Consider the following 24,899-nt stretch of genomic DNA (forward strand, 5'->3'; position numbering starts at 1 on the left):
AACATCTGCTGTCTGCGGAAATAATCCTTCTGTACTAGTATAACTCCTGTAAGCATTTACAAACAACCACGGTTCTTGTACAGAATTTGTTAAAATTATAATCTGGGGATTGTATTATTTATCAGTTGATTGTATAATAAAAGCAATATGTAAATACTTACATTTTCTCGGGAGGTGATGTTTTGAATATCTACGATGTATCGGAACGGGCGAACGTTTCCATCGCCACCGTTTCCCGCGTCATTAACGGAAATCCCAATGTCAGTGAGAAAACGCGGAACCGGGTTCTGGCCGTCATGGAGGAGCTGGGCTACACACCTAATGTATTTGCCAGAAGCCTGGGGCTGGGTACCATGCGCACCATCGGCATCATGTGTGCAGATTCTTCCGACCCCTGGCTGGCTGGTGCCATCTACTATCTGGAACAGGAACTGCGCCGAAACGGATACGATTCCCTCCTCTGCTGCAGCGGTTACTTACCGGAGACGAAAAAGAAATATTTAGAACTGCTTCTCTCCAAGCGGGTGGATGCTGTTATCCTGGCCGGCTCCCATTACGTGGAGGCAAAGCAGAAGGATAACGCGTATCTCCTGGAGGCCTCAAAAGAGCTTCCTGTTATGCTGGTGAATGGCTGTCTGGAAGGAAAACAGATTTACAGCACTGTGTGTGACGACCGGACCGCGGTTTATGAATCGGTCACCAGACTGATTCAATCCGGCCATACATCGGTCCTTTATCTGTACGCAGGCAGTTCCTACAGCAATTTACAGAAGCTGGCCGGTTATCACGATGCCTGTGCAGCAGCCGGTCTGATCATCCGCGACGATCTGATACGTATATGTCCTAAGGATTTGGACGGTACGGAAGAGCTTTTACAATCTCTCGCCGCAGCCGGGATCAAATTCGACGCCGTCTTCGCTGCGGAAGACGTCATGGCAGTGGGGGCAGTCAAATACGCATGCAGGGCCGGGATCAAAATTCCGGAAGAAATGAATATCATCGGGTATAATAACTCTATCCTGGCACGCTGTACCGATCCGGAGCTGACGACTGTAGATAATAAGGTGGAATCGCTCTGTACTACTACCGTCACTACCCTCATGAAGGTCTTAGAAGGCGGAAACGTTCCGGTGAAAACCACGATCTCCGCAGAACTTATCAAACGCGGTACTACTAATTTTTAATCTATATATCTATATTTAAGGAGGATTTTCAAATGAAACAGTTTATGGACAAGGATTTTTTACTGTCTACGGATGCGGCTTTAAACCTCTTCCACAACTATGCGGAGAAGATGCCTATCGTGGATTATCACTGCCACATCAATCCGCAGGAAATCTACGAAGACCGCAAATTCGACAACATCACTCAGGTATGGCTGGGCGGCGACCATTATAAATGGCGTCAGATGCGTTCCAACGGCGTAGACGAAAAATATATTACCGGCGATGCTACAGACAGGGAGAAATTCCAGAAATGGGCGGAGACTCTGCCGAAGCTGATCGGCAATCCGCTGTACCACTGGAGTCATTTAGAGCTTCAGAGATATTTTGGATTTACAGGATATTTAAACGGCGACACCGCAGAGGAAGTCTGGAACTTATGTAATGAAAAACTCAGCCAGGATTCCATGAGCGTCCGTAATTTGATCCGTCAGTCTAAAGTAACCTTAATCTGTACCACGGATGATCCTGCCGATACACTGGAATGGCATCAGAAGCTGGCTGCGGATGATTCCTTTGAAGTAAAGGTACTCCCGGCATGGCGGCCGGACAAGGCCATGAACATTGAAAAAGCAGATTTTGCCGCTTACATGGCAAAGCTGGCGAAAGCAGCCGGCATCGAGATTACTGATTTTGCTTCCCTAAAGCTGGCGCTTAAGAACCGCATGGAGTTCTTCGCTTCCCAGGGATGCAGCGTATCCGATCACGCTCTTGAATACGTTATGTACGTTCCGGCAGATGAGGTCGAACTGGATACCATCTTCGCAAAGGGTCTGGCCGGCGAACCGGTCTCCCGCGAGGATGAATTAAAGTATAAAACCGCATTCATGCTCTTCGTGGCAAAAGAATATAACCGCATGGGCTGGGTGATGCAGCTGCACTATGGCTGCAAGCGCGACAACAATGCGATGATGTATGCCAACCTGGGACCGGATACCGGCTTTGACTGCATTAATAACTACGCACCATCAGCACAGATGGCTGATTTCTTAAACGCGCTCAGTGCCACAGACGAGATTCCGAAGACGATCATCTATTCCCTGAATCCTAATGATAACGCCTCCATCGGTACCATCATTGGCTGCTTCCAGAGCAAATACCCGGGTAAGATCCAGCAGGGTTCCGCCTGGTGGTTCAACGATCACAAGACAGGCATGACTGAGCAGATGACTTCCCTGGCAAACTTAGGCTGCCTCGGCAACTTCATCGGTATGCTGACCGACTCCAGAAGCTTCTTATCTTACACGAGACATGAGTATTTCAGAAGAATTCTCTGTGAGCTTGTAGGCGGCTGGGTAGATAACGGAGAGTATCCGGATGATCAGAAGGCGCTGAAAGAGATTATTGAAGGGATTTCCTATTACAATACCGTGAAGTACTTTGGTTTTGAAGTGTAATCTGTAATTCTAATTCAAAAGTGCTGCCGCATCCAGAACGGGACATTCGGGTGCAGCAGCACTTTTTATTCCGAAAACAACTTCTGGCAGACTCATGAAATACCCTGGAGTTTAATACTATGATCGGCAACTACCATTTTTAATAAGTCTATGTCAGCTTTCATCTCCCGTATACTATCACCTGCGGCCTCAAACCGATTCGCCGCAGGAACAAAATTTTCGAGAATCAACTTAATCTGCGGCCTTATCTCGTTTTCGAGACTTAATTTAATCATGGTAAGAAATGAAACAAAAATATATAGCGGGCAAACTTGGAGTTTCTCCTGCTAACTTCAGCAGATTAATAGCCTCTGAAAAGGACAGCTTAAGATTAATGAAAGCCAAGGAGATTCTTAATACCATCGGATACGATATCGATATAACAATCGTACCTGCAGGCTCTCAGGTGAACGACAGCCCTTCAGACGGGCCGGATAATCCACTGCTTATCGGTCCTGCTGCCCCTGCAAGAGCCTCATCCGTTTCATCTGCTCCCCCAGAAGTCTGACTCCGCGCTCGTACATCTCCATTGTATCATAATTCCTGTATTCACACTCCAGAGCCTGTAATACAGCCATATAAACGTCGTACCACAGAGCCCTGCGCTCCTCAGACTCTGTCAGACGCTCTTTGCCGTATCCTTTTCGGAAGCAGATATCCACATCAAAGGTCCGGAAGCCAACCTCCAGCAGCGGATCGCCCCACAGGCTCCGTTCCCAGTCGATGATTCCCGTCACACATATGCCATCCGTAAAGATATTGCCTGCCCAGATATCCCAGTGTACCAGACAAGGGGTTTTCACCTCTTCAAAGAATCTTCGGTCTTTTTCAAGGCATTCCAGAATTTCTCCGGCGGATACCTTCAGATCCACCGCCCGTGCCTCTGCATCCCCGATTCCCATTTCCATCATCCGCCGGAATACCGGGAACCACTCCTCTCCCTGGCACTCCTGCTGACCAGGAAGGCCAAAACGCGGACAGATGATCTCATTGATCCGCCGGTTTACTTCCCCTGTCTCTTTTTTAATGGCATTTATATTTTCTTCCGGCAGGTTCTCACGGATAGAATACAGGCTGTTCCCCCTCAGTTTTTCCATAAGGAAATACGGGGAAGGGCAGATTGACCGGCTGTCATCATACCCATAAACCAGCGGGACCGGAATATCCGGGTTCGCCGCCGCCATTTTCATGGACTCCGTCTCGGCAAACATAATATTTTTCTCATAAGACATTACCGGAACTTCATCGGAAGGAGCCACCTTCAGAATCACGCTCCTGCCGCTCAGCAGCGTAATCTCATAGGCTACATTGAAATACCCTTCCGTCAGCTCCTCATATTCCGCCATCCGGTCATCCGGGAAAAACTTTTCTGCTATCTTTTGAACAGTCTCCCTGCTCTGCCGGTTCTTTGTCAGACTCTCCACGCTGCACACATCTCCTCATATTTCACCAGAAATTCCGCAATCAGATCGATACAGCCTTCCACATCCTTCTCATCCGCCATCTCTGCCGGATGATGCATATAGCGCAGCGGAATCGATACCAGCACCACCGGGATTCCCTCTCCGGCAAAATGAATCTTATCCGCATCCGTATAACTCAGTCTGCTGGCTGCCTCCGTCTGTACCTCAATACCAATCCCGGAAGCACATTCCCGCATCATGCGGTTTAATCGTTTGGAGACAATGGGACTGTTACAGAGTACCGGGCCTCCCCCCAGCCTCACCTCACCGGAGTCCGCCGCATTCATACCCAAACAGTCGCTGGTATACGTCACGTCCACCACGACAGCCAGATCAGGCTTCACTCTGGCTGCCGTCCAGCAGGCGCCGTTTTTCGTCGTCTCCTCACCCACTGTAGCAGCGCTATAGACGCCGCTTGTACAGCCTCGCTTTCCTGCCTTTTTGAATGCCTCCATGATAATATATACCCCAAGTCTGTCATCCAGCGCCCGGCTTACAAAACGGCCTCCTGCAATCTTCTGCATTCCCGTGTCCAGGATAACCGGAGCACCGGTATTCACCAGCCTGCACGCCTCTTCCTTCGAATCAACACCAATATCGACAAGAAAGTCCGAAGTTTTTAACCCGCCTTCTTTTTTGAATAAATCACGGTACGATTCCACAACGCCGAAAACAGGCCCCTGCTCTGTCATAACCTTTACCCGGTGGCCCGGATAGGTAGCCGGAATGATGCCTCCGCGGTCGATAACCAGCAGCCTTCCCTGTTCATTCACTGCGGTTACCATGAGCCCGATCTCATCCAGATGGGCTGTCATCAGAATTTTAAGACGGCTCTCCGGGTTCAGGACGCATACCGTGTCCCCGATTTCATCCGTTCGCAGTTCATCGGCCAGCGGCTCCATGTACTTTCGGACAACCGCCTGGCCCTCTTCCTCAAACCCGGACACGGTTACCGCTTCCAGGAGCTCCTCTAAAAACCTTTCGTCTGTCATATTTATCAAGTCCTTTCTTTTAAACCAAAAGCAAATGCGCCCTTAACCGTTTAGTTTTCTTACACTTTCCCTGATCACCAGCTTCGCCGGGATCAGCGTCTGAATCGCGATCTCTCTGCCTGTTAAAATCCGCTCTGCCAGCATTGACACCGCCTGCTCTCCCATAAAATCCATATAGAGATGGACCGTGGTAAGCGGCGGCACTAAATACTTGGCGGCCGGTATATCGTTATATCCCACCACACTGATATCTTCGGGTATGGCAAGCCCTTTTTCATTGACAGCCTTGTAACAGCCGATCGCAAGAGAATCGTTTGCCACGAATACGGCTGTCGGCCGGTCCGGCAGCTCCAGCAGCTCCTTCATCATCTGATAGCCATACTTTGGAGTATACCCTCCAATCTTAACGTATTCCTCATGGAACAGGCCCTCCTGCTTCATGAAGCGCTGATAAGCATAAGTCCGGTTGTCCACCACCTCAGCGCCATCCGAATCCGTCTCGTATCCTCCGATAAACGCGATCTTTTTATGCCCCTGATTCATCAGATACTTCATCACCTTTAATACGGATCTCTCTATATCATGAATGACAGAGTCAAATTTCTCCGTATCCGGAACCGCGTCGGCAAAAACCGTCGGCTTCCGGAAGGATTCGATCCGCTCCATCATGGACTGGCTGAATGTCCCCAGGCAGATAATTCCCTCCAGAGCAGCCAGGTCTTCTCTCGTATCACTGCTGTTAATCCGATACTTCTTATATCCTTCCTCCGCCAGCTTCTTTTCTATCGCCACGCGGACAGAAAGATAGTACGTATCGTCCAGCTCCTCTTCCAGGGAATAGGAATAGAGAACACCTATCTTCAGCTTCCTCTTCCTCTTTTTTTTATCCTTTACCTGATAATCAAGCTGCTCTGCAACCTCAAAAATTCGTTTCCGCGTCTCATCCTGCACGTTCAGCGTCTCATCGTAATTTAAAACCCTGGAAACCGTAGCAATGGAGACACCGGCCTTCTCCGCAATGTCTTTAATCGTAGCCATACACTCGTCAACCTCTTATTCCCCAGATATAAACAAATATCACGGCAGGCCTGCGTCTTTCTTTTTCCTGCCGTGATACAAGTATAACATACCTATGATGTCTTATCAATTGCAAGCCGATAAATGGGTTGCCGTCAAAAGATCCTGAAACGTTCTCAAATGATAGCCTGCCAGTTCGCAGTCTGCCGCATCGCCGATACCGGCTCCTGTCATACCTCCTGCTTTGGCCGCCGCAAGACCGGCCCTGGCATCCTCTACCACCAGACAGTCTTCCGGTTTCTCACCGATCAGCTTTGCAGCCAGCAGAAAGACCTCCGGATCCGGTTTGGAGCGGGTAATCTGATTCCCGTCTGAAACGGCGTCAAAGTAGTCCCCAAGTCCCAGCTGTCCCAGGATAAAGCCGGCATTTTTGCTGGAGGAACCGATAGCCAGCTTTAACCCCCTCTTTCTCAGCTCATCCATGGTCGCCTTCACCTCCGGAGCCAAATCCGCCGGTGACATATTTTTAAGCAGCTCTTTGTAAATTTCATTCTTTTCTGTTGTGTATCGTTCCTTTTCCTCTTCGCTCATAGTGCCGTCATACTTTTCGAGTATAATCTCGAAGCTTTCCCTGCGGCTGACTCCGCGCAGCCGGTTGTTGATGGTCTCATCAAAGCAGATCCCCAGCTTATCCGCCACCTGTTTCCATGCCTGATAGTGGTATTTGTCCGTATGGCAGATCACGCCATCCAGATCGAAGATGATTCCGCGGTATTTCATAATTCCACCCCTGCTTTCTCTTTCTTTGGTTCTGTTGTTTCCTGCTCTTTTCTCTTCTCTCCGGAGTAATTGGATAAGATTACAGCCGCCAGAATCAGCACACAGCCGCCGATCATCCGGATTGTCACATGCTCGTGCAGAAGGATGACGGAAAACAGGGTGCCGAAGACGGACTCCATGGAAAGAATGATAGCCGCTTTCGTCTCATCCACATACTTCTGGCAGTTCGTCTGCAGAAGATAGGTGAATGCGGTACTCACTACCCCCAAGTATAACACACTGAGCCAGCCTGTGGAAGTAGCATGCACAGTCAGCTGCCCCTGCACTGCCAGGAACACAGCGGACAGAAGAAACGCCGTCGCCATCTGAACCGTGTTCAAAACCCGAACCCGGTATTTCGGCGCAAACTCGCCGGTCAAAAAAATCTGAAGTGCAAATCCCACAGCGCCTGCCAGCGTCAGCGCATCACCGGCGCCCAGGGAGAAATTCCCGCTCAGAGACAGGATTCCCACTCCCACAATGGCCATGACAGCTCCAAGGATTCCATTGAGTCCCACCGTCTTCTTATAGACCAGGAAGGCGATAAACGGCACCATCACTACATTCGTAGCCGTTAAGAACGCGTTTTTGGACGGTGTCGTGTACTGAAGTCCCACGATCTGCAGCGCAAATCCGGCAAACAACGCACACCCCATGAAAAATCCGGCCCGGATCTCTTCTTTTTTAATTTGTTTCATACCCGGCAGAGAAATTCCGCCCAGGATTACGGTTCCCAGAAAGAACCGGAAGGTCATGATCTGGAACGGGGTCAGGCTATCCAGCGCCATGTCACTGGCAACAAAGCCGCCGCCCCAGATTACCGTCACAAGGATCAGTCCGAATATAGCCAGATATTTCTTCATGACAGTCCTCCTGCCACAGTTTTTTGTCCTTCCAGGATCACCACCTTCCCGTTCATTCGGACTGTCACCGGGCCGCCCTCCAGCACCGTTACCGTTACGCGGTTGTCCGGTGATACGGCGATTTCCAGCCTGGAGCCTCTGTGGTGAAGTTTGAAGGAAAGCCCTTTCCACTCCTTCGGCATATGGGGACGGATATCGATGACGCCGTCTTCTTCCAGTGATACGCCTGCGAAACCGAACACCACAGTCTGCCACACACCGCCGGCGTTGGCCGCATGGATTCCTTCTCTTGTATTTTTCTGCAAGTCGGTTAAATCGATGAACGCCGCCCGCTTTAAATAACGGTATGCCTTCGACTCATCACCCACATGGAGCCCCATGACAGAATAGATGCTGGGGCTCAAAGAGGAACCGTGAAGCGTCCTTTTTTCGTAATAGGCATAGTTCTTCCGCTTCGTCTCCTCGTCGAATTCTTCTCCGAGAAGGTGGAGAAGCATCACCACATCCGCCTGCTTGATAATCTGGGTCTGATCCTTTGGCACGGTCTTTAAAATCTCCGGCCGGATGGGCCAGTCATTCTCATCACAGGCCTCAATCGTCACATCTTTCAGATTAAAATATCCCTCAAACTGCTCCAGAAGACCATTTTCCGTTCCCTTTGGAAGATACATTTTCTCCCTTACCAGAGACCAGTATTCCAGTTCTTTGTCCCCTATCTTTAAGCGGCTCTTCAGTTCATCACAGACTTCCGCTTCGTCTTTCTCCCATTTCTTTAAAAGCTCCAGGACATAGCCTAAGTTCCATCTTGCCAGATAGTTGGTATACAGATTGTTGTCCACCGGTTCATGCCACTCGTCCGGCCCCGTGACACGGCGGATTTCGCAGCGGTCCAGCTCCCGGTTGTATTCGCACCGGCTGGCCCAGAAACGGGCCGTTTCGATCAGGATTTCGGCGCCCTTTTCCCGAAGGAAGTTCCGGTCTCCGGTTATCTTCACATAGTTGTAGATCCCATAGGCCACCGCAGCAGTCACGTGATGCTCGTAAACCGCCACATAGCAGCGGTAGCAGGTTCCATCCGGCTCTATAGTCCAGTCCGGGCACTGCTCCGTACCGTCATCTGCCGATTCCCATGGGTACTGGGCGCCGCGGTATCCATTCTTCGCCGCATTGGCTCTTGCCGCATCCAGAAGGTGATACCGGTAGTTTTCCAGATTTCTGGCCGTATCCGGGAACACGCAGGCGAAAAACGGCAGCATGAACAGCTCCGTATCCCAAAACGCGTGGCCTCCGTATTCCTCACCGCTTAAGAGCTTCGCCCCCACGTTGACCCTGTCATCGTGTTCGCTGCCCGTGCTCATCAGATGGAAAATCGTAAAGCGGACGGCTCGGTCCAGTTCAAAATCGCCCTGAATCTCAATATTGGCGTCGTCCCACATGCGGGCGTACACCTCCATGTGGCGGTTCATCTCCGTCTCGAAGCCGTCGGCCAGAAAATCTGCGATCTCGTCTCTCACCCGGCAGTGGAGTTCATAATCCGGGACCTCGCGTTCCGTATAGACAGAGGCGTATTTTACTACCTCCACCGTCTTTCCCTCCTCCGCGTCAAAATCCTGAAACTCCACAGCAGTCTCTCCAAACGCGCCGAAGCTTCGGTTCTTCATCACGGCTCTCCCCTCGGAGTAAGCCTCCATAAAGCTCCCGGTTCCCACGCAGAGCTTTCTGTCCCTCGTAGTCACCTCCACGTAAGCTCCCGTATCGGTAAGCGTGCGGTTTTCCAGCAGCCTGGTGTGCTTCACTTTAAAACGCGGGGCGTCGCAGAAGTTTATGACGGAGCCGTCAATGATGTTTTCCACCTCGATGATCCCGCTGTAGTTTAGCGGCGTCACAAAGAGACGGATTCCCATGCGGTGAACGTTGGACCGGCTCACCATCCGGATTCCTTCCACCTCGGTTCTTCTCCCCTTCTTATCTTCCAGGACAAACCGTTTTGCAAGCAGCGAATGCTTCATGTCCAGAGCCCTGGAATATTCCAGGACTCTGCACGTCTCAATGCCAATCAGCTCTTTCTCCACATAGAGCTTTATGCCCAGCCAGTCCGGTAAGTTGGCCAGTTCTCTCATAAAGGTCTCTGACTGATCAAAAACGCCGTTGATATAGGTACAGGGAATGCTCTTTGCCGTCCGCTCCTCATAGGCGCCCCTCGTCCCCAGATATCCGTTGGAAAGGCAGAAAAGGCTTTCGTATTTTAAATTTTCCTCCGGATCGTAGTGATCCTGAAGGATCATCCACGAGTCATCGCTCAAGTAATTCCTTATGTGTTCTGAAAATCGCTCTCTTATCACGTCTTTTCCACGCTTCCTTCCTTTAATCCAGATATTTTATTTTCGCCTGCGCCACATCTTCTCCTGCACCGATCACCCGTATGGTGAAACTCAGCGCAAAATCCTGGCGTCTGACTTTATATGCCTCCTCCTGCTCCTGGCCGCAGCTGTTGCTTCCCAGGCCGGAATGGAGATAGTCCATATGAATGATTACGTCATCCGCCTTTTTAATCTGCCACGGATACTTTGCTTCTTCCAGACTCTCCTCTGTGTAATTATGGATATTCAGTCCCAGAGGCCGCTCTGCCGTCACCAGAAGGCTGTGCTCCCCGTCGCCCAGCGAGTACCATAAGACCTCCTCCCGGTGGCCGTTTTCCTGCGGAAACACGTAATTAACAGACATCCCGTCCACATCGGAGCGGTAGACTCCCATCCATGCGGCTTCCCTGCTGTCCGCGTAATTCTCCTGGAATCCCAGGCCGTACCATGCGGCGTTCTGAAGTTCCTTTGCCGCCTTCATCTGAATTCCAATGCGGGGTAAAAATCCCGGTTCCGCCTTTCCTCGCTGAATCTGCTTTCCTTCCAGGCGGCAGGTCACAGAGCCGTCCCCATACACCGTATAGTGATAGTCACATAAGAACCCCCACGACTGGTTTAAGCAGCCAAAATACGTACCGATCATCACATCGATGCGGTCCCCGTGTTCTTCTGTCCGGAAATACTCCGTTTGTTCATCCGGAAGCTGGATAAAATACTTGTTCAGCCAGTCATCCTTCTTATACATATCATTGTCGATCGTGGCCCGGTAAACCGTAACCTCCGGCCCCGCCGTCACGTACGTCTTTCCGTCCACCGTAAAGCGTTCCAGCCGGCCATAGATCTTATGGAATACAACCTCTGAAGATTCGCCCTTTACCGTATAAAAGATTCCGTCGTCTTCTGCCGCAAGGCGTCTGCCTGCTTCGTGGAGTACGGCGGTCTCTAAATGTTCCTTTAACAGAAACTGCCCCCTGGATATCTCATGTCCCTTTGGGGCGTAGGCTGCACATTCCTTCAGGCACACCGATATATTTAAATAGTAATCTGTGTTGCGTTCCGGCATAAAAGGCTGATATGGAATTTCCAGGCAGCAGACCTCTCCCGGCCCGGCCTTCAATTCTTCGATCATCCCCTCTTCCTGAACGGTCTCATCACAGGAAATCCACCATTTCACACAAAGATGAGACAGGTCCTTAAAATCATACCAGTTTTTCAGAGCAATCTCCCGGCCGCTCCCCGTCTTTTTCAGGATTTCCACAGGGGCAATCACCTGCCGGTACTCGGCAAGTGCCGGCGAAGGGGTACGGTCCGGCATCAGAAGACCGTCGATACAGAAATTCCCGTTGTTGGGGAAATCCCCATAGCTGCCGCCGTACCGGTAATATTCGTGTCCCTCTTCGTCCTTCGTGAAGAATCCGTGGTCGTACCATTCCCAGATAAAACCGCCCTGCAGGCGCTTGTATTTCCGGAACACATCCTGGTACGCTTTTAGACAGCCCGCTCCATTCCCCATCGAATGGCCGTATTCACACATGACGTGAGGTTTATGATTCCCCTTCTCTCCGCGGCCGATCTCCTCCAGCTTTTCCAGCCAGGTGTACATGGTGGAGTAAACGTCCGCCGCTTCCGCCTCAAAATCGCCCTCGTAGTGAATCAGCCTGGACGGATCGAGGGACCGCACGGCCTCTGCACTCTTTACGAAATTACAGCCGAATGCAGATTCATTGCCAAGAGACCACATGATGATGGAGGGATGGTTAAAATCCCGCTTTACCATGCGGACGGCACGGTCCACGTACGCGGTTTCCCACGCAGGATCGTCGGAGATCCATGTATAGTTTTCCACCCACTCGAACCCGTGGCATTCTAAATCCGCCTCATCGATGACGTAGAGGCCGTATTCATCGCACAAATCATACAGGCAGTCGGCCGCCGGATAATGGGAGCAGCGCAGGGCGTTGATATTGTGCTGCTTCATCAGCACGACATCGGCCTTCATCTGATCGTAAGTGACGACGCGGCCTTCGGTCGGACTGTAGTCGTGGTGGTTGACTCCATTTAAAAGGATGGCGGTTCCATTGACCGTAAAATTCCCGTCTCTGATCTCTATGGTACGGAAGCCGGTCCGGACTGTGATCTCATGGCCTTCAAACGTAATTTTAACATGGTAGAGGTACGGAGTCTCCGCAGTCCACGGCCGTACCGTTCCGGCTTCGGCCGTGATTCTTATTTCCCTCTGATCTTTGCAGGAGGCAAACTCTCCCTCTGCCATCAGACGTTCTCCGTCAAGCAGGCTCCATGTCCCCTTTCCGTCTCCCTTCACCTCTAAATCGATGACCGCATGGCCGCATTCGCAGGCAGCGTCCAGCCCGGCCGTCACGCGGCAGTCTAAAACAGCCGCCTTCGGCTCGTTAATCAGCTCGACGTCCCTGTAAATTCCGGAAAACCACCACATATCCTGGTCCTCCAGATACGTTCCGTCCGACCATTTGTATACACGGACTGTAACATCGTTTTCCCCCTGCTTCACCAGAGAGGTGATATCAAACTCCGCAGGCAGACGGCTTACCTTGCTGTAACCGGCATGGACGCCGTTTACCCAGATATCGCAGGCGCTGTCCACCCCGTGGAATTTGAGAATCGTGTTTTCCTGAAGCCATGCATCGTCCAGGAAAAAGCTTTTTTTATAGATGCCTGTAGGATTTTTCGACGGTACATAGGGAGGGTTGACCGGAAATAAGTACAGGACATCCGTATAGTGCATATGATCGTATCCGCGCATCTGCCATACGGAAGGGACGTCGATGGTATCCCAGCCCTCTCCGCTTCCCGGTTCAAAAAATCCGGCCGGTGACAATTCCGGAGCCTCCAGATACAGAAATTTCCAGTCGCCGTTTAAGCTCACATGTCTGGCAGAATCCCGGTAGAAAGAGGTTCTTGCCCTGCGTCTTCCGATCCCGGTCATTCTCTCATCTTCCCACCGTTTCTTTTTACGTCTTTCCATAGTTGTCTCCTTTTATTTAATCGCTCCGCTTGTTCCCTCCACGATATGCTTCTGCGCAAAGAGGAATACGATAATCGGAGGCAGAATCATGATGACTGTAATACAGAGCATCGGAATAATCTGCGTGCTGTGAACGCCCTTAAAGGATGCCAGCCCGAGAGCCAGGGTAAATTTACTCCTGTCCTGTAAGAAAATGAGCGGTCCAAGGTAGTCATTCCACACGGTAATCATGTTCAGAACGCCGACTAAGATTAACTGCGGCTTCATAATCGGCATGAAAATCCGCCAGTAAATCTGAAATGCGTTGGCGCCGTCGATCCTGGCCGCCTCCTCAAAGTCCTTCGGCACTCCCATCAGGAACTGCCTCATTAAGAAAATATAGTAGGCGGAACCGAACCAGGCCGGGATAATCAGCGGCTTCAGCGTGTTGATCCAGCCAAAAATCTTAAATTCCATGTACTGCGGAATCATCGTTACATCCCACGGAATCATCATCGTGGAAAGCAGAATCATAAACAGAACGTTTTTTCCTTTAAACTGATATCTTGCAAATCCGTAGGCCACCAGAGAACAGGATAAAATCTGTCCTGCCGTGGTTCCAACCGTTACCAGAATGGAGTTCCAGAGATACCGCCCGAACGGCTGTGCCTTCCATGCATTTAAGTAGTTATCCACCAGCCATTTTTTCGGGAACAGTCTGGGAGGGTAAGCGATGGCCTCCGCTTCCGTCTTAAATGTGGTAAACAGCATGTAGATGAACGGCGACAGGAAATACAGCGCCATCAGAGTCAAAAGCACGTAGATAATGATCTTTGATTTCTTCGACATACTCATAGTTACTTCCTGCCTTTCCTGTTTTTTTTCGAATTCCTGGCCTCGGTCTCATAGAATACCCATGCAGATGAGGACTTGAATACAAGGGCGGTTAAAAACAGGATAATGACAAACATCACCCATGCGTTGGCGCTTGCATATCCCAGCTTATGGTGCTTAAACGCATTATTGTAGGTAAACATCCCATAGAAATACGTAGATTTCAACGGTCCTCCGTTTGTGAGCAGCATCACGAGGGTCAGCTGCTGGAACGCGCTGATTAACGACGTGATCAGGTTAAACAGAATGGTTGGCGTGATAATCGGCAGTGTGATGGAAAAGAACTGTCTCGCCGGACTGGCGCCGTCTAAGGAAGCCGCCTCGTATAGATCGATGGGAATACTCTTGATATCCGTATAGAAAATCAGCATCATGGTTCCTACGCCAAACGCACTCGCCAGAATAACGGCCAGAAGCGCCCAGGAAGGATCGACCAGCCAGTTGGGGCCCTCGATTCCCAGCAGAGAGAGCAGATAGTTCAGCACTCCGTAGTTTCCGTTTAAGATCCAGCCCCAGATGATGGAGATGGCAACGCCGGATACAACCGCCGGGATATAAAAGATCGTTCTGTAAATTTTAACCCCCTTCACCGGCTGCGTGATCAGCATGGCCAGAAACAGGGCAATTATCATGTTAAGGGGTACGAAGATTGCGGCATATTTTAATGTGATGACCAGGGATTTGTAAAACTGTTTATCTTTTGTAAACATCTCCACATAGTTCCCCAGTCCCCGGAATGTCGGGGTGGATGTGATCGGCCAGTCAAAAAAGCTCATTACCAGCGACAGGATTAAAGGGCCCGCCGTAAAGACGATGAACCCGATGATCCATGGCAGAATAAAGAGATAGGGAGTTACCTTTCCAGGGAATTTTTTCTTTTCCATATTTTACCTCCATTTCAGTTCCCCGCGGAGGGACTGCCCGGCGCGGGGAATACCTGCAGTTTACTGCATCTCGGATACCGCCTCATTCAGTACGACAGCCGGATCTTCCATGGTACTCGGGTTATAAACGCGTTCAAAGGTTAAGTCCAGAGTATCTTTCAGTTCAGACCAGTTGTCCACAATAAAGCTGGCAGGCGTGTAACCGCTGCTCTGCTCCAGCATGGAGTAGAATGGAGCGTTGGCCGGATCTTCCAGGATTTTCTCAGACTCTACGACAGACTTGAGAGCCGGAAGTTCATATCCGATTCTGGCCTTGTTCATCTCCTCGCCTGTCCAGTACTTTACGAACTCCCATGCAGCATCTTTGTGCTTGGAATCTTTGGAGATCGAAACGCCTGAAGAGCTTAAGATACTGACGGAATCATGTCCTGCGCCTGCAAATGCCGGGATATCGACGATCCCATAATTTAAACCGTCTTCATCGAAAGAGGCAATCGACCATGCTCCGTAGATATACATTGCCGTCTGGCTGCTTCGGAACTCGTCTGTACCATTCTTCTCCGTGGCGATGGCGTATCCGTCCTTCTCCATGTTCTGGAACATGGAGACTGCCTCGATCGCTTTCTCCGAATTTAAGTTTCCATCCAGATTTCCGTCCTGATCCACAAAAGCAGTTCCGTTGCTCCATAAGTACATCTCATAATCGTAGGGATCCGGCTTCATCTGGAAGGAGAAGCCCTTCACGCCGTCTACCTTCTCGGTAATTGTCTTTGCAGCCGCCATTAAGTCATCCCACGTCCAGTCATTGGTCGGCTCAGCAACTCCTGCCTGTGCAAAGATGTCCTTATTATAAAACAGCGCGTGTGTGGTAAAACCTACCGGAATGCCGTAGACCGAATCTCCCTTGGAGTTATATGGCCACAGAGCATCATAGAAGTTGTTCTTATAGTCCGCCCCCTCTTTTTCTATGTAGGAATCCAGCGGTTCCAGGCCCTCGTAATAGGACGGGTAATCCCACATGTAGAGCACGTCCGGCGTATCTCCCGATCCCATGCCGGCGCTGATCTTTGTATCGTACTCGCTTCCGTAAGCTTCCAGTGCAACCTCGATATCGTCATGGCTGGCATTAAACTGATCCACCAGTGCCTGCTGTTTATCCAGATCTTCCGCATTGTCCCACGATGCAAAACGAATCTTTACCTTGCCGCCGTTTGCCTGGCTGTCGGCCTTCGATCCGCATCCGCTGAGTACCGTCACAGCCACTAAAGAAAGAGCCGCAATCACCGCAATTTTCTTTTTCATATATTTTTCCTCCTTAACATTTGGTAAATACATCGTAGCACATTCTAGTAAAATATTCAATATTTTACTAAGTAAAAATCACATTTTCAATATTATGCACGATTTTAGCAATTGTTTTTTGTGCATATTTTATAATAAAAATGACTATTTTTTAACTACCAACACCTTTTCGAAACCTTTTATGCTTTTTTCAAAGTAAAATTTTACTATTTTACTTTCCTGATTTTATTTTTTTACCGCGCTACCCGGCTGCAGGAAATTACCATTCTGAAAGAGACCTGGTGAACCGGAAAGCAAAGGGCAGCCCTGAACTTCTATTCAGGACTGCCCCTTCTATTTCACTCTGTTTTTCTCTGTTTCTCCTTATCTTCCATATGACATCTTTCAATCAATCATCATACCTGTTTTTACATAATCGTTAATATAGATTTGCTGCCTGTTTAACAAGTTTCTCCAGGAGTTTCTGCATATTTCCCACAACGGGATGATTCTCCAGCCCATATTCCCCCGCCACCTGTTTCATCTTCGGAAAGGCCAGCCAGGTACTTCCGGCCTCATCCTCCCAAACCGCAATCTTAAGAGGGAGTTCCAGTGCGATGCTCTGATCCGCCTGCATGAGTCCGGTCCCCACCTTCGGCGCGCCGAATACCAGCACTGTCGTGGGTCTCAGTTCCAGCCCTGCCTCTGCCGCGTTCTTCGCATGGTCAAACTTTGCAAATACCGGAATGTCCAGAGTTTTCAGCTGCTTCTCAAGACGCTCCGCCGTCTCGTCTGCCGAAAATTGTCCTTCCATCAAAAAGAGCCGGTTGTCATCGTAGTTCGTGGACAGCAGATCGCCAAACGCACCGGCGATCTTTCTTCCCAGATTCGTAAAATCCACTCCCTCTTTATTTGCCAGAAGGGTGACACAGACCAGTTCCTCCGGATGGGTAAATCGGCTTAGAAATGAGGAGAAGCCCGGCACAGAACCCTTGATATCCATCAGTCCTCTGTGATGGTAAAACTGCCATCCGGCACTGCCCCAAACGGTACGGCCATCCGGAAGCGTCCACGGAGCATAAAGCACCGCCCGGTTCTCCGGCTTTTTGATCAGAATGCCGCCCGCAAGGCCGATATCCCAGAAGGAGATATCCTGTGCCGACGCCCACACATCACCAAAACCGCGGAGCGCAGAGGAATGCAGCTGCGGATATACGCTTCCGTCACTCCCGTAACTGACTGCAGTCTCTGCCGGGTCAATATACCGGCCGTCTGTCTTGAATATCTGGTGTACGTATTCGCTCAGTGATAAGTCCTCCTGGCGGAAGTCCGCCAGGCCGTCAGAAAATGAGGTATGTTTCAGGCCCAGCAGCTCAAACTGGTTTTTCTTCACAAATTCCTGATACGTCATTCCGCTTACCTTTTCAACGACCTCTGTTAGAAGAAGGAAGTTTGCAGCACTCTGTTCCACCTCTGTTCCCGGCTCAAACCGGAGGGGAAGATCGGCCATCAGAGCTTTCAGTTCCTCAAATGTCCACTCTCTTAAGAGACTGAAGCCTTCCTGATTCCTGTAATCTGCCAGTCCCGAGGCATGGTGAATCAACTGGCGGACGGTAATATTCTTCCAGTGTTCCGGAAGTCCCTCCACATAGTCAGAGGCTGGTACATCTAACTCCACGCTTCCCGCCTCATAAAGCTGCATAATCGCCACAGCCGCATACCCCTGGGAAACAGGGCCTGCCGGCCACAGGGTATTTACAGAGGCAAGACGTTTCTGCCCGGCATCCGAAAAGCCGTATCCCACCACCCGCGGAATATAGGGCGCCTGAACGATCGCCAGGGTCAGACCCGGAATCTCCTGTTCCTTCATAAATTCCCATACCATCTCATCCACGGTTTCTCCAAGATACGATACATCCGCGCTGCCTCTCATCTTCCTCTCTGTGTGTTCTCTCGTGTTCATTCAATGCTCCTTTTCCAAGCCGGGTACCACTGTAGCGGCTGTGCTTCCTGCCGTTGATGTAGTTTTGGCGGTTACTCGTCTTTAAAAACTGCGTGATCTGGTTACTGTTACTTTTTTAATTACAGTTTATACTGTAATAGTACTCGTTACAGTTATATTTGTCAAGAAGCTTTTGATATTTTTTCTAAAACGGTAAAAAGCGGAGCACCGTCTCCGGCACTCCGCTTCTCCACAGTACAGCAGTCCGCACTGTTTTTATAAATACAGAATCAAATTGTTTCAATCCACGCTCACCACCTTAGAGGATGGGAGAATCCTTGCTAATATTTGTTAAACAATAACCTTAACCGGACATTTCGCCGCGCACTTCCCGCAGTTGGTACACTTCTCATAGTCGATTACCGCCACATTATTATCCATGTGGATGGCATCGAACTCACACTGCTTCGTGCATAAGGTACAGGCGATACAGCCTGATTCACATTTTGCCTTTACATCTTTGCCCTTGTCATGGGAGCTGCACTGAACGAGGTGCTCCGCCGTATACGGCACGAGCTCGATCAAATGGTTCGGACAGGAGGCCACACATTTGCCGCAGGCCACACATTTCTCCTTATCGACAACAGCCACACCGTCAACCACGTGAATGGCGTCGAAGGCGCAGGCCTTCACACAGGAGCCATATCCCATACAGCCGTAGACGCAGGCTTTCTCTCCGGCGCCCGGTACGACTGTGATCTTCCTGCAGTCGTCCATACCGTAATAGTTGTACTGAACCTTCGTCTTATCGCAGGTACCTTTACACTTTACAAAAGCCACTTTCTTCACTGCGTTTCCGCCGTCCACACCCATGATGGCGCCGATTCTTCCCGCTGCCGCTGCTCCGCCTACCGGACAGGCATCCACGGCCGCTTCACCGGCGGCGATTGCCTTAGCCAGAGCGTCACAGCCCGCATATCCGCAGCCGCCGCAGTTATTGCCCGGCAGCTCATTGCGCACGAGAATCTCTTTTTCATCTGTTTCTACTTTAAATTTTTCGCTGGCCACACCTAAGAAGACACCAATCAGAATACCGAGGATCCCTACTACGGCTGCCGCTATGATAATACCTGTTATCATTTTCGTCTCCTCCCCCTAAATTAATCCGGAAAATCCGAAAAACGCGATTGCCATCAGTCCCGCGGTGATGAGCACGATCGGTGATCCCTGGAAGGAATACGGAACATCGTTATGCTCAATTTTCTCGCGCACACCGGCCAGCATTACGATGGCGATGGTAAATCCAACGGAAGTACCGACGCCGTTGATCACGCTCTCTAAAATGCTGTAAGACTTCTGTACGTTGGTTAATGCCACACCGAGTACGGCACAGTTGGTCGTAATCAGGGGCAGATACACGCCCAGCGCCTCATAGAGCGGCGGCATGGACTTCTTTAAGAACATCTCCACAAACTGTACGAGTGCGGCGATGACCAGGATAAACACAATAGTCTGTAAGAATTCCAGGTTTAAGCTGACCAGAATCCCCTTGTAAATCACGCTTGTTACAAACGATGCGATGGTAATTACGAAAATAACGGCTGCGCCCATGCCTGCAGAAGTTTTTACGTTCTTGGAAACGCCAAGGAATGGACATAAACCGAGGAACTGGCTTAAGACTACGTTATTCACGAGTGCTGAGCCTACCGCGATTAAAAACAATTCTTTCATCTATCCATCCTCCTATTCTTCTTTTTTCGAGGTAGCGGCCTTTAATTCCGCTTCCTTCTTAGCCAGATCGGCTTTCTTCGATGCCAGGGCATCCTCCTCTGCCTGTCTCTTTCTTGTCTCCAGAATCTCATGGTTGGACATACAGGAAGAGCCGGAACAGTTCATACAGTCGCCGCCGCACGCCAGTCTGGACTGGGGAACGGAACCGTTGGTGGCCGATGGAGCCTTGAACTTATTCTGGAGCGCTGTTAAGACAGCCAGCACGAAGAACGCGCCCGGAGCCAGAATAAAGATGGAAATATGGAAATCCTCCGGAATAATCACATGTCCGAAGAATGCACCCGCTCCCAGGATCTCACGCACGAGACCGATACAGGTTAAGGCGACGGTAAATCCAAGACCCATGCCGATTCCGTCGAAGGTAGATGCCATCACCGGATTCTTGGAGGCGTACGACTCCGCACGGCCAAGGATGATACAGTTTACCACGATTAACGGAATATAGATACCCAAAGCCGCATTTAAGCTTGGCACGTAGGCCTGTAAAAGCAGCTGCACAATGGTAACAAGGGTTGCCACGATGACGATGTATGCAGGAATCCTGACACGGTCGGGAATAATCTTGCGAAGCGCCGCGATGAGCATATTGGAAAACATCAAAACCACGGTTGTGGAAAGTCCCATACCCAGTCCGTTGACGGCCGAAGTCGTTACGGCCAGCGTCGGACACATGCCCAGCATCAGGACGAAGGTAGGGTTCTCTTTTACGATGCCGTTATATAAACGTTCTGTACATTTATTCATGATCCCACCTCCTATTGCGGTATGCAGTTAGCTGCGAAGTAAAGAGCCGCATCTACTGCATGAGTCACTGCGTTTGAAGTGATGGTCGCACCGCTGATCGCGTTGATCTCGGAATCGGAAGTGCTGCCCGTCTTCGTCACAGTAAATTCTTCAACTGTCTTATCTTTGTACTGATCCTTGAATGCAGGCTCTGTCGCCTTCATGCCAAGACCCGGTGTATCGCTGATCTCCAGCAGCTCCACGCCGGTAATCTTTCCTTCGTTTGTAATACCGACAGAAACCTTGACGGTACCGCCGTAGCTGTCGTCAGAAGAAGCCGTTATAATATGGCCGATCACATTGCCGGAAGCGTCTACCGCCTTTAATGCCACGGTCACCTCCACATTGCCGTACTCAGGCTTCTGTTCCTTCAAAGTCTCCTTTGAAAGCACTACCTGATCCTGAATCGCCTGGTCAAACAGGAAATCTGTCGCATCCGGATAGGCCATCTGATATTTATGAAGGCTTTCCTTTGCCTCAGCCATCTGAATCGGCACCTTGGTGATCTGATACACAGCGCCGAGAAGCAGACCGGAAATCAGGGTAATTGCAAATAAAATCCATGCGTCTTTCATGAATCCGCCTTTTTTCATCTTACTTGCCCTCCTTTCCAAACGCCTTTGGAAGGGTAATCTTCTCAATCAGCGGCACCAGAATATTGCTGATGATAATCGCATAGGAAACGCCCTCTGCGGATCCTCCAAACAAACGGAAAAGTCCGGTCAGCACACCTAAGAGAATACCGAACAGGATCTGTCCCTTCGGTGTAATCGGGCTGGTCACATAATCGGTAGCCATAAAGAACGCACCGAAAATGATACCGCCGCCGCATAAGTGAGCGAGAACATATGTGAAATCCTGCTGTCCGAAAATAAACACGAAGACAGCAAAGGTGATTAAGTAGGCCGCCGGAATCCGGATGGTAATGACCTTCTTGATTAATAAGTAAGCTGCGCCGATCAGCAGGGCGATCACGGATACCTCGCCGATGGTTCCCGGTATTTTACCGATGAACATGGCCGGAATATCCACTGCCTGGCCTGCCTTTAAGGCTGCGAGCGGTGTGGGGCTTACTACCACATCATTGTATGTGAAGGTAGTCATCTTGCCCGCAAATGCAATAAGTAAGAAACATCTGGCCGCCAGAGCCGGGTTCATGAAGTTCTGGCCAAGGCCGCCGTATAACTGCTTTACAACAATAATAGCGAAGATACCGCCCAGTACCGGAATCCACAGCGGGATGCCTGGCGGCATGTTGAGCGCCAGGATCATACCCGTTACCAGGGCGCTTCCGTCGCTGATCGTTACCGGTTTTCCCATGAGTGTCTCATACACGTATTCGCTGAGCACACAGGAGAGTACTGTTGCAAGAATCACAAGTGCCGCTTTTATTCCGAACTGATATACACCATACGCAGTCGCAGGAATCATGGCAATCGCAACATCCAGCATGATATTACTTGTTGTTACCTGGTCCCTGACATGAGGTGATGATGATACGTTTAATAATTTACTCATTCTTCACCCTCCTACGCTTTCTTTCTGCTTGCCGCAACCACTTTACGCATTTCCTTAAAGGCCTGGGTTAAAGGCCTCTTTGCAGGACACACATACGTACAGCAGCCGCATTCGCAGCATTCCATACCATTCAATGCGGTAAAACGCTCGATATCGGAACGTTCCGCCGCGTCCATCATCATCTGGGGAACCACATGGCTCGGACAGACACTTACGCATCTTCCGCAGCGGATACAGGCGGAAGGAGCATGAACTGCCACCTCATCCTTTGTCATAGCTGTAAGTGCGGATGAGGTCTTCGTCACCGGGATCTCCAGGTTAAACAGCGCCTGTCCCATCATAGGGCCGCCGGAAATCACTTTTTCCGGTTCTGTCTTAAAGCCGCCGGAAGCCTCTAAGAGCTCTTTGTAGCTGGTTCCAACCCGCACACTGTAGTTCTGCGGGCTGGCAATCGCATCTCCCGTCACGGTAATGATCCTGCGGATCAGAGGGGTTGTCTTGCAGACCGCATTATAAATGGAAATAACCGTATCCACGTTGTCCACGATACAGCCGGCGTCAGCCGGAAGCATGGAGGAATTGATCTTTCTGCCTGTAACCGCATAGATCAGGGAACGCTCACCGCCCTGCGGGTACTTGGTGAGGAGCGGACATACCGTAATTCTCGGTTCATCCTTGACCAGCTCCGTCATCTTTTTGATAGCCTCCGGTTTGTTGTTCTCAATACCGATGACCCCTTTGGCGTTGTCGAACAGCGAAAGGATGACGTTTAATCCCTTGACAATGCTTTCCGGTTCTTCCAGCATCATGCGGTAATCCGAAGTCAAATACGGTTCACACTCCGCGCCGTTTACGATGATCGTGTCAATCGCGGACTCATCCTTTGGCGTCAGCTTAACATGGGTCGGGAAACCTGCTCCTCCCAGACCAACGATGCCTGCCTCTTTTACAATATTACGGATCTCTTCCTTGGATAAAGTCTTCGGATCACGGTCCCTGCCGAAGCCCTCCACCGTCTCATATTTGCCATCATTCTCTACAATGATGGAAGGCACCATGGCGCCGTTTGCAACCATTCTCGGTTCCAGAGCCTTCACCGTTCCGGAAACGGAACTGATGACACAAGCCGATATAAATCCACCCGGCTCACCGATCTTCTGTCCAACTAATACATGGTCGCCCTTCGCCACAAGTGGCTTCGCCGGCGCGCCAATATGCTGGGACAGCGGGAAAACCATCTCGCCTTTTGGCTGCAGTACCGATACTGGTTTACTCTCCGACAGTTCCTTCCCCTCGTAAGGGTGGATGCCGCCTTTAAATGTAGCCAAACCCATCTAACTAACCCTCTTTCTATACATTCTTAATCTCTCCCGGCAAAATATCGCAACCTCAATTTTGCCATCTTGTACAGTATAACATAATTCAGGAATCGAAACAATTGAAACTTACACATTGTATACTGTGTTCTTTATGGAAATTCTTCCATTTATCAGATAAATGCAGGGTAGATTTGTCTCCAATCCCTGTTAATTTTATGACAAAACTTATTAACCCAGGTTATGTTATGTATTTATATAAATACAATCATCTTAAAATATTTCTGCCGCAGTGCCGCCGTTTCCCTTTTTATTCGACAAATCCGTTCTGCTCTGCCGGTTACTATTGTGAAATTTTTATTCATTTCTCCAATTTTCTTTCAGAAAGGACGAAAGAAACCAAATATTTTTTAAGGTCATCGAGGCAGTTATATATTAGAAAATTTAATAAATATCCAGCTTCCTGACTGCCGCGAGCAGTTCTGCCACCTTGTCCCGGGCTACCACCTCAAAACACGATGCATGGTCAGAATCCGCATAGGAATACGACACATCCTCCCCCACCGTGGTTGGATCGGCGATCCAGTCCTTACAGGAACTGTGAAGCTGCCGGACGCCCGTTTTTTCCGCCAGTTCTCCCGCATTGCCTGCATGGATGCCGCTGCCGGCCAGTATCTCGATTCGCTCCCCAAACCGTTCCTGCAGTTCCTTTAGCAGTCTCCAGCCATCGGGGGCCTTACTTTTCAGTCCGCTGGTCAGAATCCGGTCAACCCCCAGCGAAATCAGCTGCTCCGCCGCCTGAAACGGATCCTTCACACAGTCGAAGGCCCGATGGAATACGGCTTCTCCGCCTTTGTCCTTAATGGCCTTCACCATCAGCTCCGTCTGAGATAAATCGATGGTTCCGTCCGCCTTCAGGCACCCAAATGCAATTCCGTCCGCCCCGTGTCCCATCATCATCTGACAGTCAAAAAACATCTGTTTAAAATCAGACACGCCATAACAGAAACCGGCGCCCCGCGGTCTCGCCATGGCGATTACCTTTAAGGGTGTTTCCCGTTTTACCAGCAGAAGCTCGGCCATGGAAGGGGTCAGCCCTCCCAGCGCCAGCGCGCTGTTTAATTCGATTCTCTCCGCGCCGCCGGCTGCCGCCTCCAGCGCGTCAAAATAACTCCCGCAGCAGATTTCCACCGTAATTTGTCCCATGCTTTCCTTCCTTTCTCCATTGGCTTCTGCCGGAAAGAGTGCGCATTTTCCCAGCCTGCGCCTCTCCTCCGGTTCGTGTACGCCACACAGAGACAGTATATCAGGTTGAAAATGCCCTGTCAATTTTT

20 protein-coding genes are annotated in these 24,899 nt (G+C 50.2%); 2 read left to right on the forward strand and 18 right to left on the reverse strand.

Annotated elements, in window-relative coordinates; translation table 11 throughout:
- The first annotated feature begins 182 nt into the window (after positions 1-182).
- A complete protein-coding gene (locus NE473_RS05975) occupies positions 183-1,184 on the forward strand; it encodes a LacI family DNA-binding transcriptional regulator (RefSeq protein WP_055649754.1) in 1,002 nt (333 codons plus the stop codon).
- A 32-nt stretch (positions 1,185-1,216) separates the two neighbouring features.
- Positions 1,217-2,620, forward strand: a complete 1,404-nt coding sequence (uxaC, locus tag NE473_RS05980; RefSeq protein WP_022031341.1) for a glucuronate isomerase — start codon at positions 1,217-1,219, stop codon at positions 2,618-2,620.
- Positions 2,621-3,105: 485 nt separating this feature from the next.
- On the opposite strand, the gene NE473_RS05985 is transcribed toward uxaC, so the two are convergent.
- The 18 genes from NE473_RS05985 to NE473_RS06070 form a co-directional block, all read right to left on the reverse strand.
- Positions 3,106-4,083: a phosphotransferase family protein gene (locus NE473_RS05985; protein WP_055649755.1), complete on the reverse strand. Its 978-nt coding sequence runs from the start codon at positions 4,081-4,083 to the stop codon at positions 3,106-3,108.
- Positions 4,071-5,114: a M20/M25/M40 family metallo-hydrolase gene (locus tag NE473_RS05990; protein WP_022031343.1), complete on the reverse strand. Its 1,044-nt coding sequence runs from the start codon at positions 5,112-5,114 to the stop codon at positions 4,071-4,073. Before NE473_RS05990 ends, NE473_RS05985 begins: the two co-directional genes overlap by 13 nt.
- Positions 5,115-5,156: 42 nt before the next feature.
- Positions 5,157-6,152, reverse strand: a complete 996-nt coding sequence (locus tag NE473_RS05995; RefSeq protein ID WP_022031344.1) for a LacI family DNA-binding transcriptional regulator — start codon at positions 6,150-6,152, stop codon at positions 5,157-5,159.
- Between the two features lie 105 nt (positions 6,153-6,257).
- Complete coding sequence (gene pgmB / locus NE473_RS06000) at positions 6,258-6,911, reverse strand: beta-phosphoglucomutase (RefSeq protein WP_055649756.1); 654 nt, start codon at positions 6,909-6,911, stop codon at positions 6,258-6,260.
- Positions 6,908-7,813, reverse strand: coding sequence for a DMT family transporter (locus tag NE473_RS06005; protein WP_055649757.1), 906 nt, complete (start codon positions 7,811-7,813; stop codon positions 6,908-6,910). The genes pgmB and NE473_RS06005 overlap by 4 nt, the downstream gene beginning before the upstream one ends.
- Entirely contained in the window at positions 7,810-10,098 is a 2,289-nt protein-coding gene (locus NE473_RS06010) for a glycoside hydrolase family 65 protein (protein ID WP_242866103.1), read from the reverse strand. The genes NE473_RS06005 and NE473_RS06010 overlap by 4 nt, the downstream gene beginning before the upstream one ends.
- A gap of 79 nt (positions 10,099-10,177) precedes the next feature.
- Positions 10,178-13,177 carry a glycoside hydrolase family 2 TIM barrel-domain containing protein gene (locus NE473_RS06015; protein ID WP_055649759.1) on the reverse strand — a complete coding sequence of 1,000 codons (3,000 nt, stop codon included), beginning with the start codon at positions 13,175-13,177 and terminating at the stop codon, positions 10,178-10,180.
- Positions 13,178-13,189: 12 nt separating this feature from the next.
- Positions 13,190-14,011: a carbohydrate ABC transporter permease gene (locus tag NE473_RS06020; RefSeq protein WP_022031349.1), complete on the reverse strand. Its 822-nt coding sequence runs from the start codon at positions 14,009-14,011 to the stop codon at positions 13,190-13,192.
- A 2-nt stretch (positions 14,012-14,013) separates the two neighbouring features.
- Entirely contained in the window at positions 14,014-14,934 is a 921-nt protein-coding gene (locus NE473_RS06025; protein ID WP_055649760.1) for a carbohydrate ABC transporter permease, read from the reverse strand.
- 60 nt (positions 14,935-14,994) lie between these two features.
- Positions 14,995-16,236, reverse strand: a complete 1,242-nt coding sequence (locus NE473_RS06030; RefSeq protein WP_022031350.1) for an ABC transporter substrate-binding protein — start codon at positions 16,234-16,236, stop codon at positions 14,995-14,997.
- A gap of 418 nt (positions 16,237-16,654) precedes the next feature.
- A complete protein-coding gene (locus NE473_RS06035) occupies positions 16,655-18,178 on the reverse strand; it encodes a serine hydrolase (protein ID WP_055649761.1) in 1,524 nt (507 codons plus the stop codon).
- 330 nt (positions 18,179-18,508) lie between these two features.
- Positions 18,509-19,297, reverse strand: coding sequence for an RnfABCDGE type electron transport complex subunit B (locus NE473_RS06040; protein WP_006775792.1), 789 nt, complete (start codon positions 19,295-19,297; stop codon positions 18,509-18,511).
- Positions 19,298-19,312: 15 nt separating this feature from the next.
- Entirely contained in the window at positions 19,313-19,888 is a 576-nt protein-coding gene (gene rsxA, locus NE473_RS06045) for an electron transport complex subunit RsxA (protein WP_006775793.1), read from the reverse strand.
- Positions 19,889-19,900: 12 nt separating this feature from the next.
- On the reverse strand, positions 19,901-20,692 hold the full coding sequence (gene rsxE / locus NE473_RS06050) for an electron transport complex subunit RsxE (RefSeq protein WP_006775794.1): 792 nt from the start codon (positions 20,690-20,692) through the stop codon (positions 19,901-19,903).
- 11 nt (positions 20,693-20,703) lie between these two features.
- Positions 20,704-21,324, reverse strand: a complete 621-nt coding sequence (locus NE473_RS06055) for an RnfABCDGE type electron transport complex subunit G (RefSeq protein WP_006775795.1) — start codon at positions 21,322-21,324, stop codon at positions 20,704-20,706.
- A gap of 1 nt (position 21,325) precedes the next feature.
- Positions 21,326-22,249, reverse strand: coding sequence for an RnfABCDGE type electron transport complex subunit D (locus NE473_RS06060; RefSeq protein ID WP_022031352.1), 924 nt, complete (start codon positions 22,247-22,249; stop codon positions 21,326-21,328).
- Positions 22,250-22,260: 11 nt separating this feature from the next.
- Positions 22,261-23,583: an electron transport complex subunit RsxC gene (gene rsxC / locus NE473_RS06065; protein WP_022031353.1), complete on the reverse strand. Its 1,323-nt coding sequence runs from the start codon at positions 23,581-23,583 to the stop codon at positions 22,261-22,263.
- A 426-nt stretch (positions 23,584-24,009) separates the two neighbouring features.
- On the reverse strand, positions 24,010-24,771 hold the full coding sequence (locus tag NE473_RS06070; protein WP_055649834.1) for a copper homeostasis protein CutC: 762 nt from the start codon (positions 24,769-24,771) through the stop codon (positions 24,010-24,012).
- Positions 24,772-24,899 lie beyond the last annotated feature (128 nt).

It is taken from the genome of Hungatella sp. SL.1.14, from assembly GCF_024460495.1.
Lineage (GTDB): Bacteria > Bacillota > Clostridia > Lachnospirales > Lachnospiraceae > Hungatella > Hungatella hathewayi.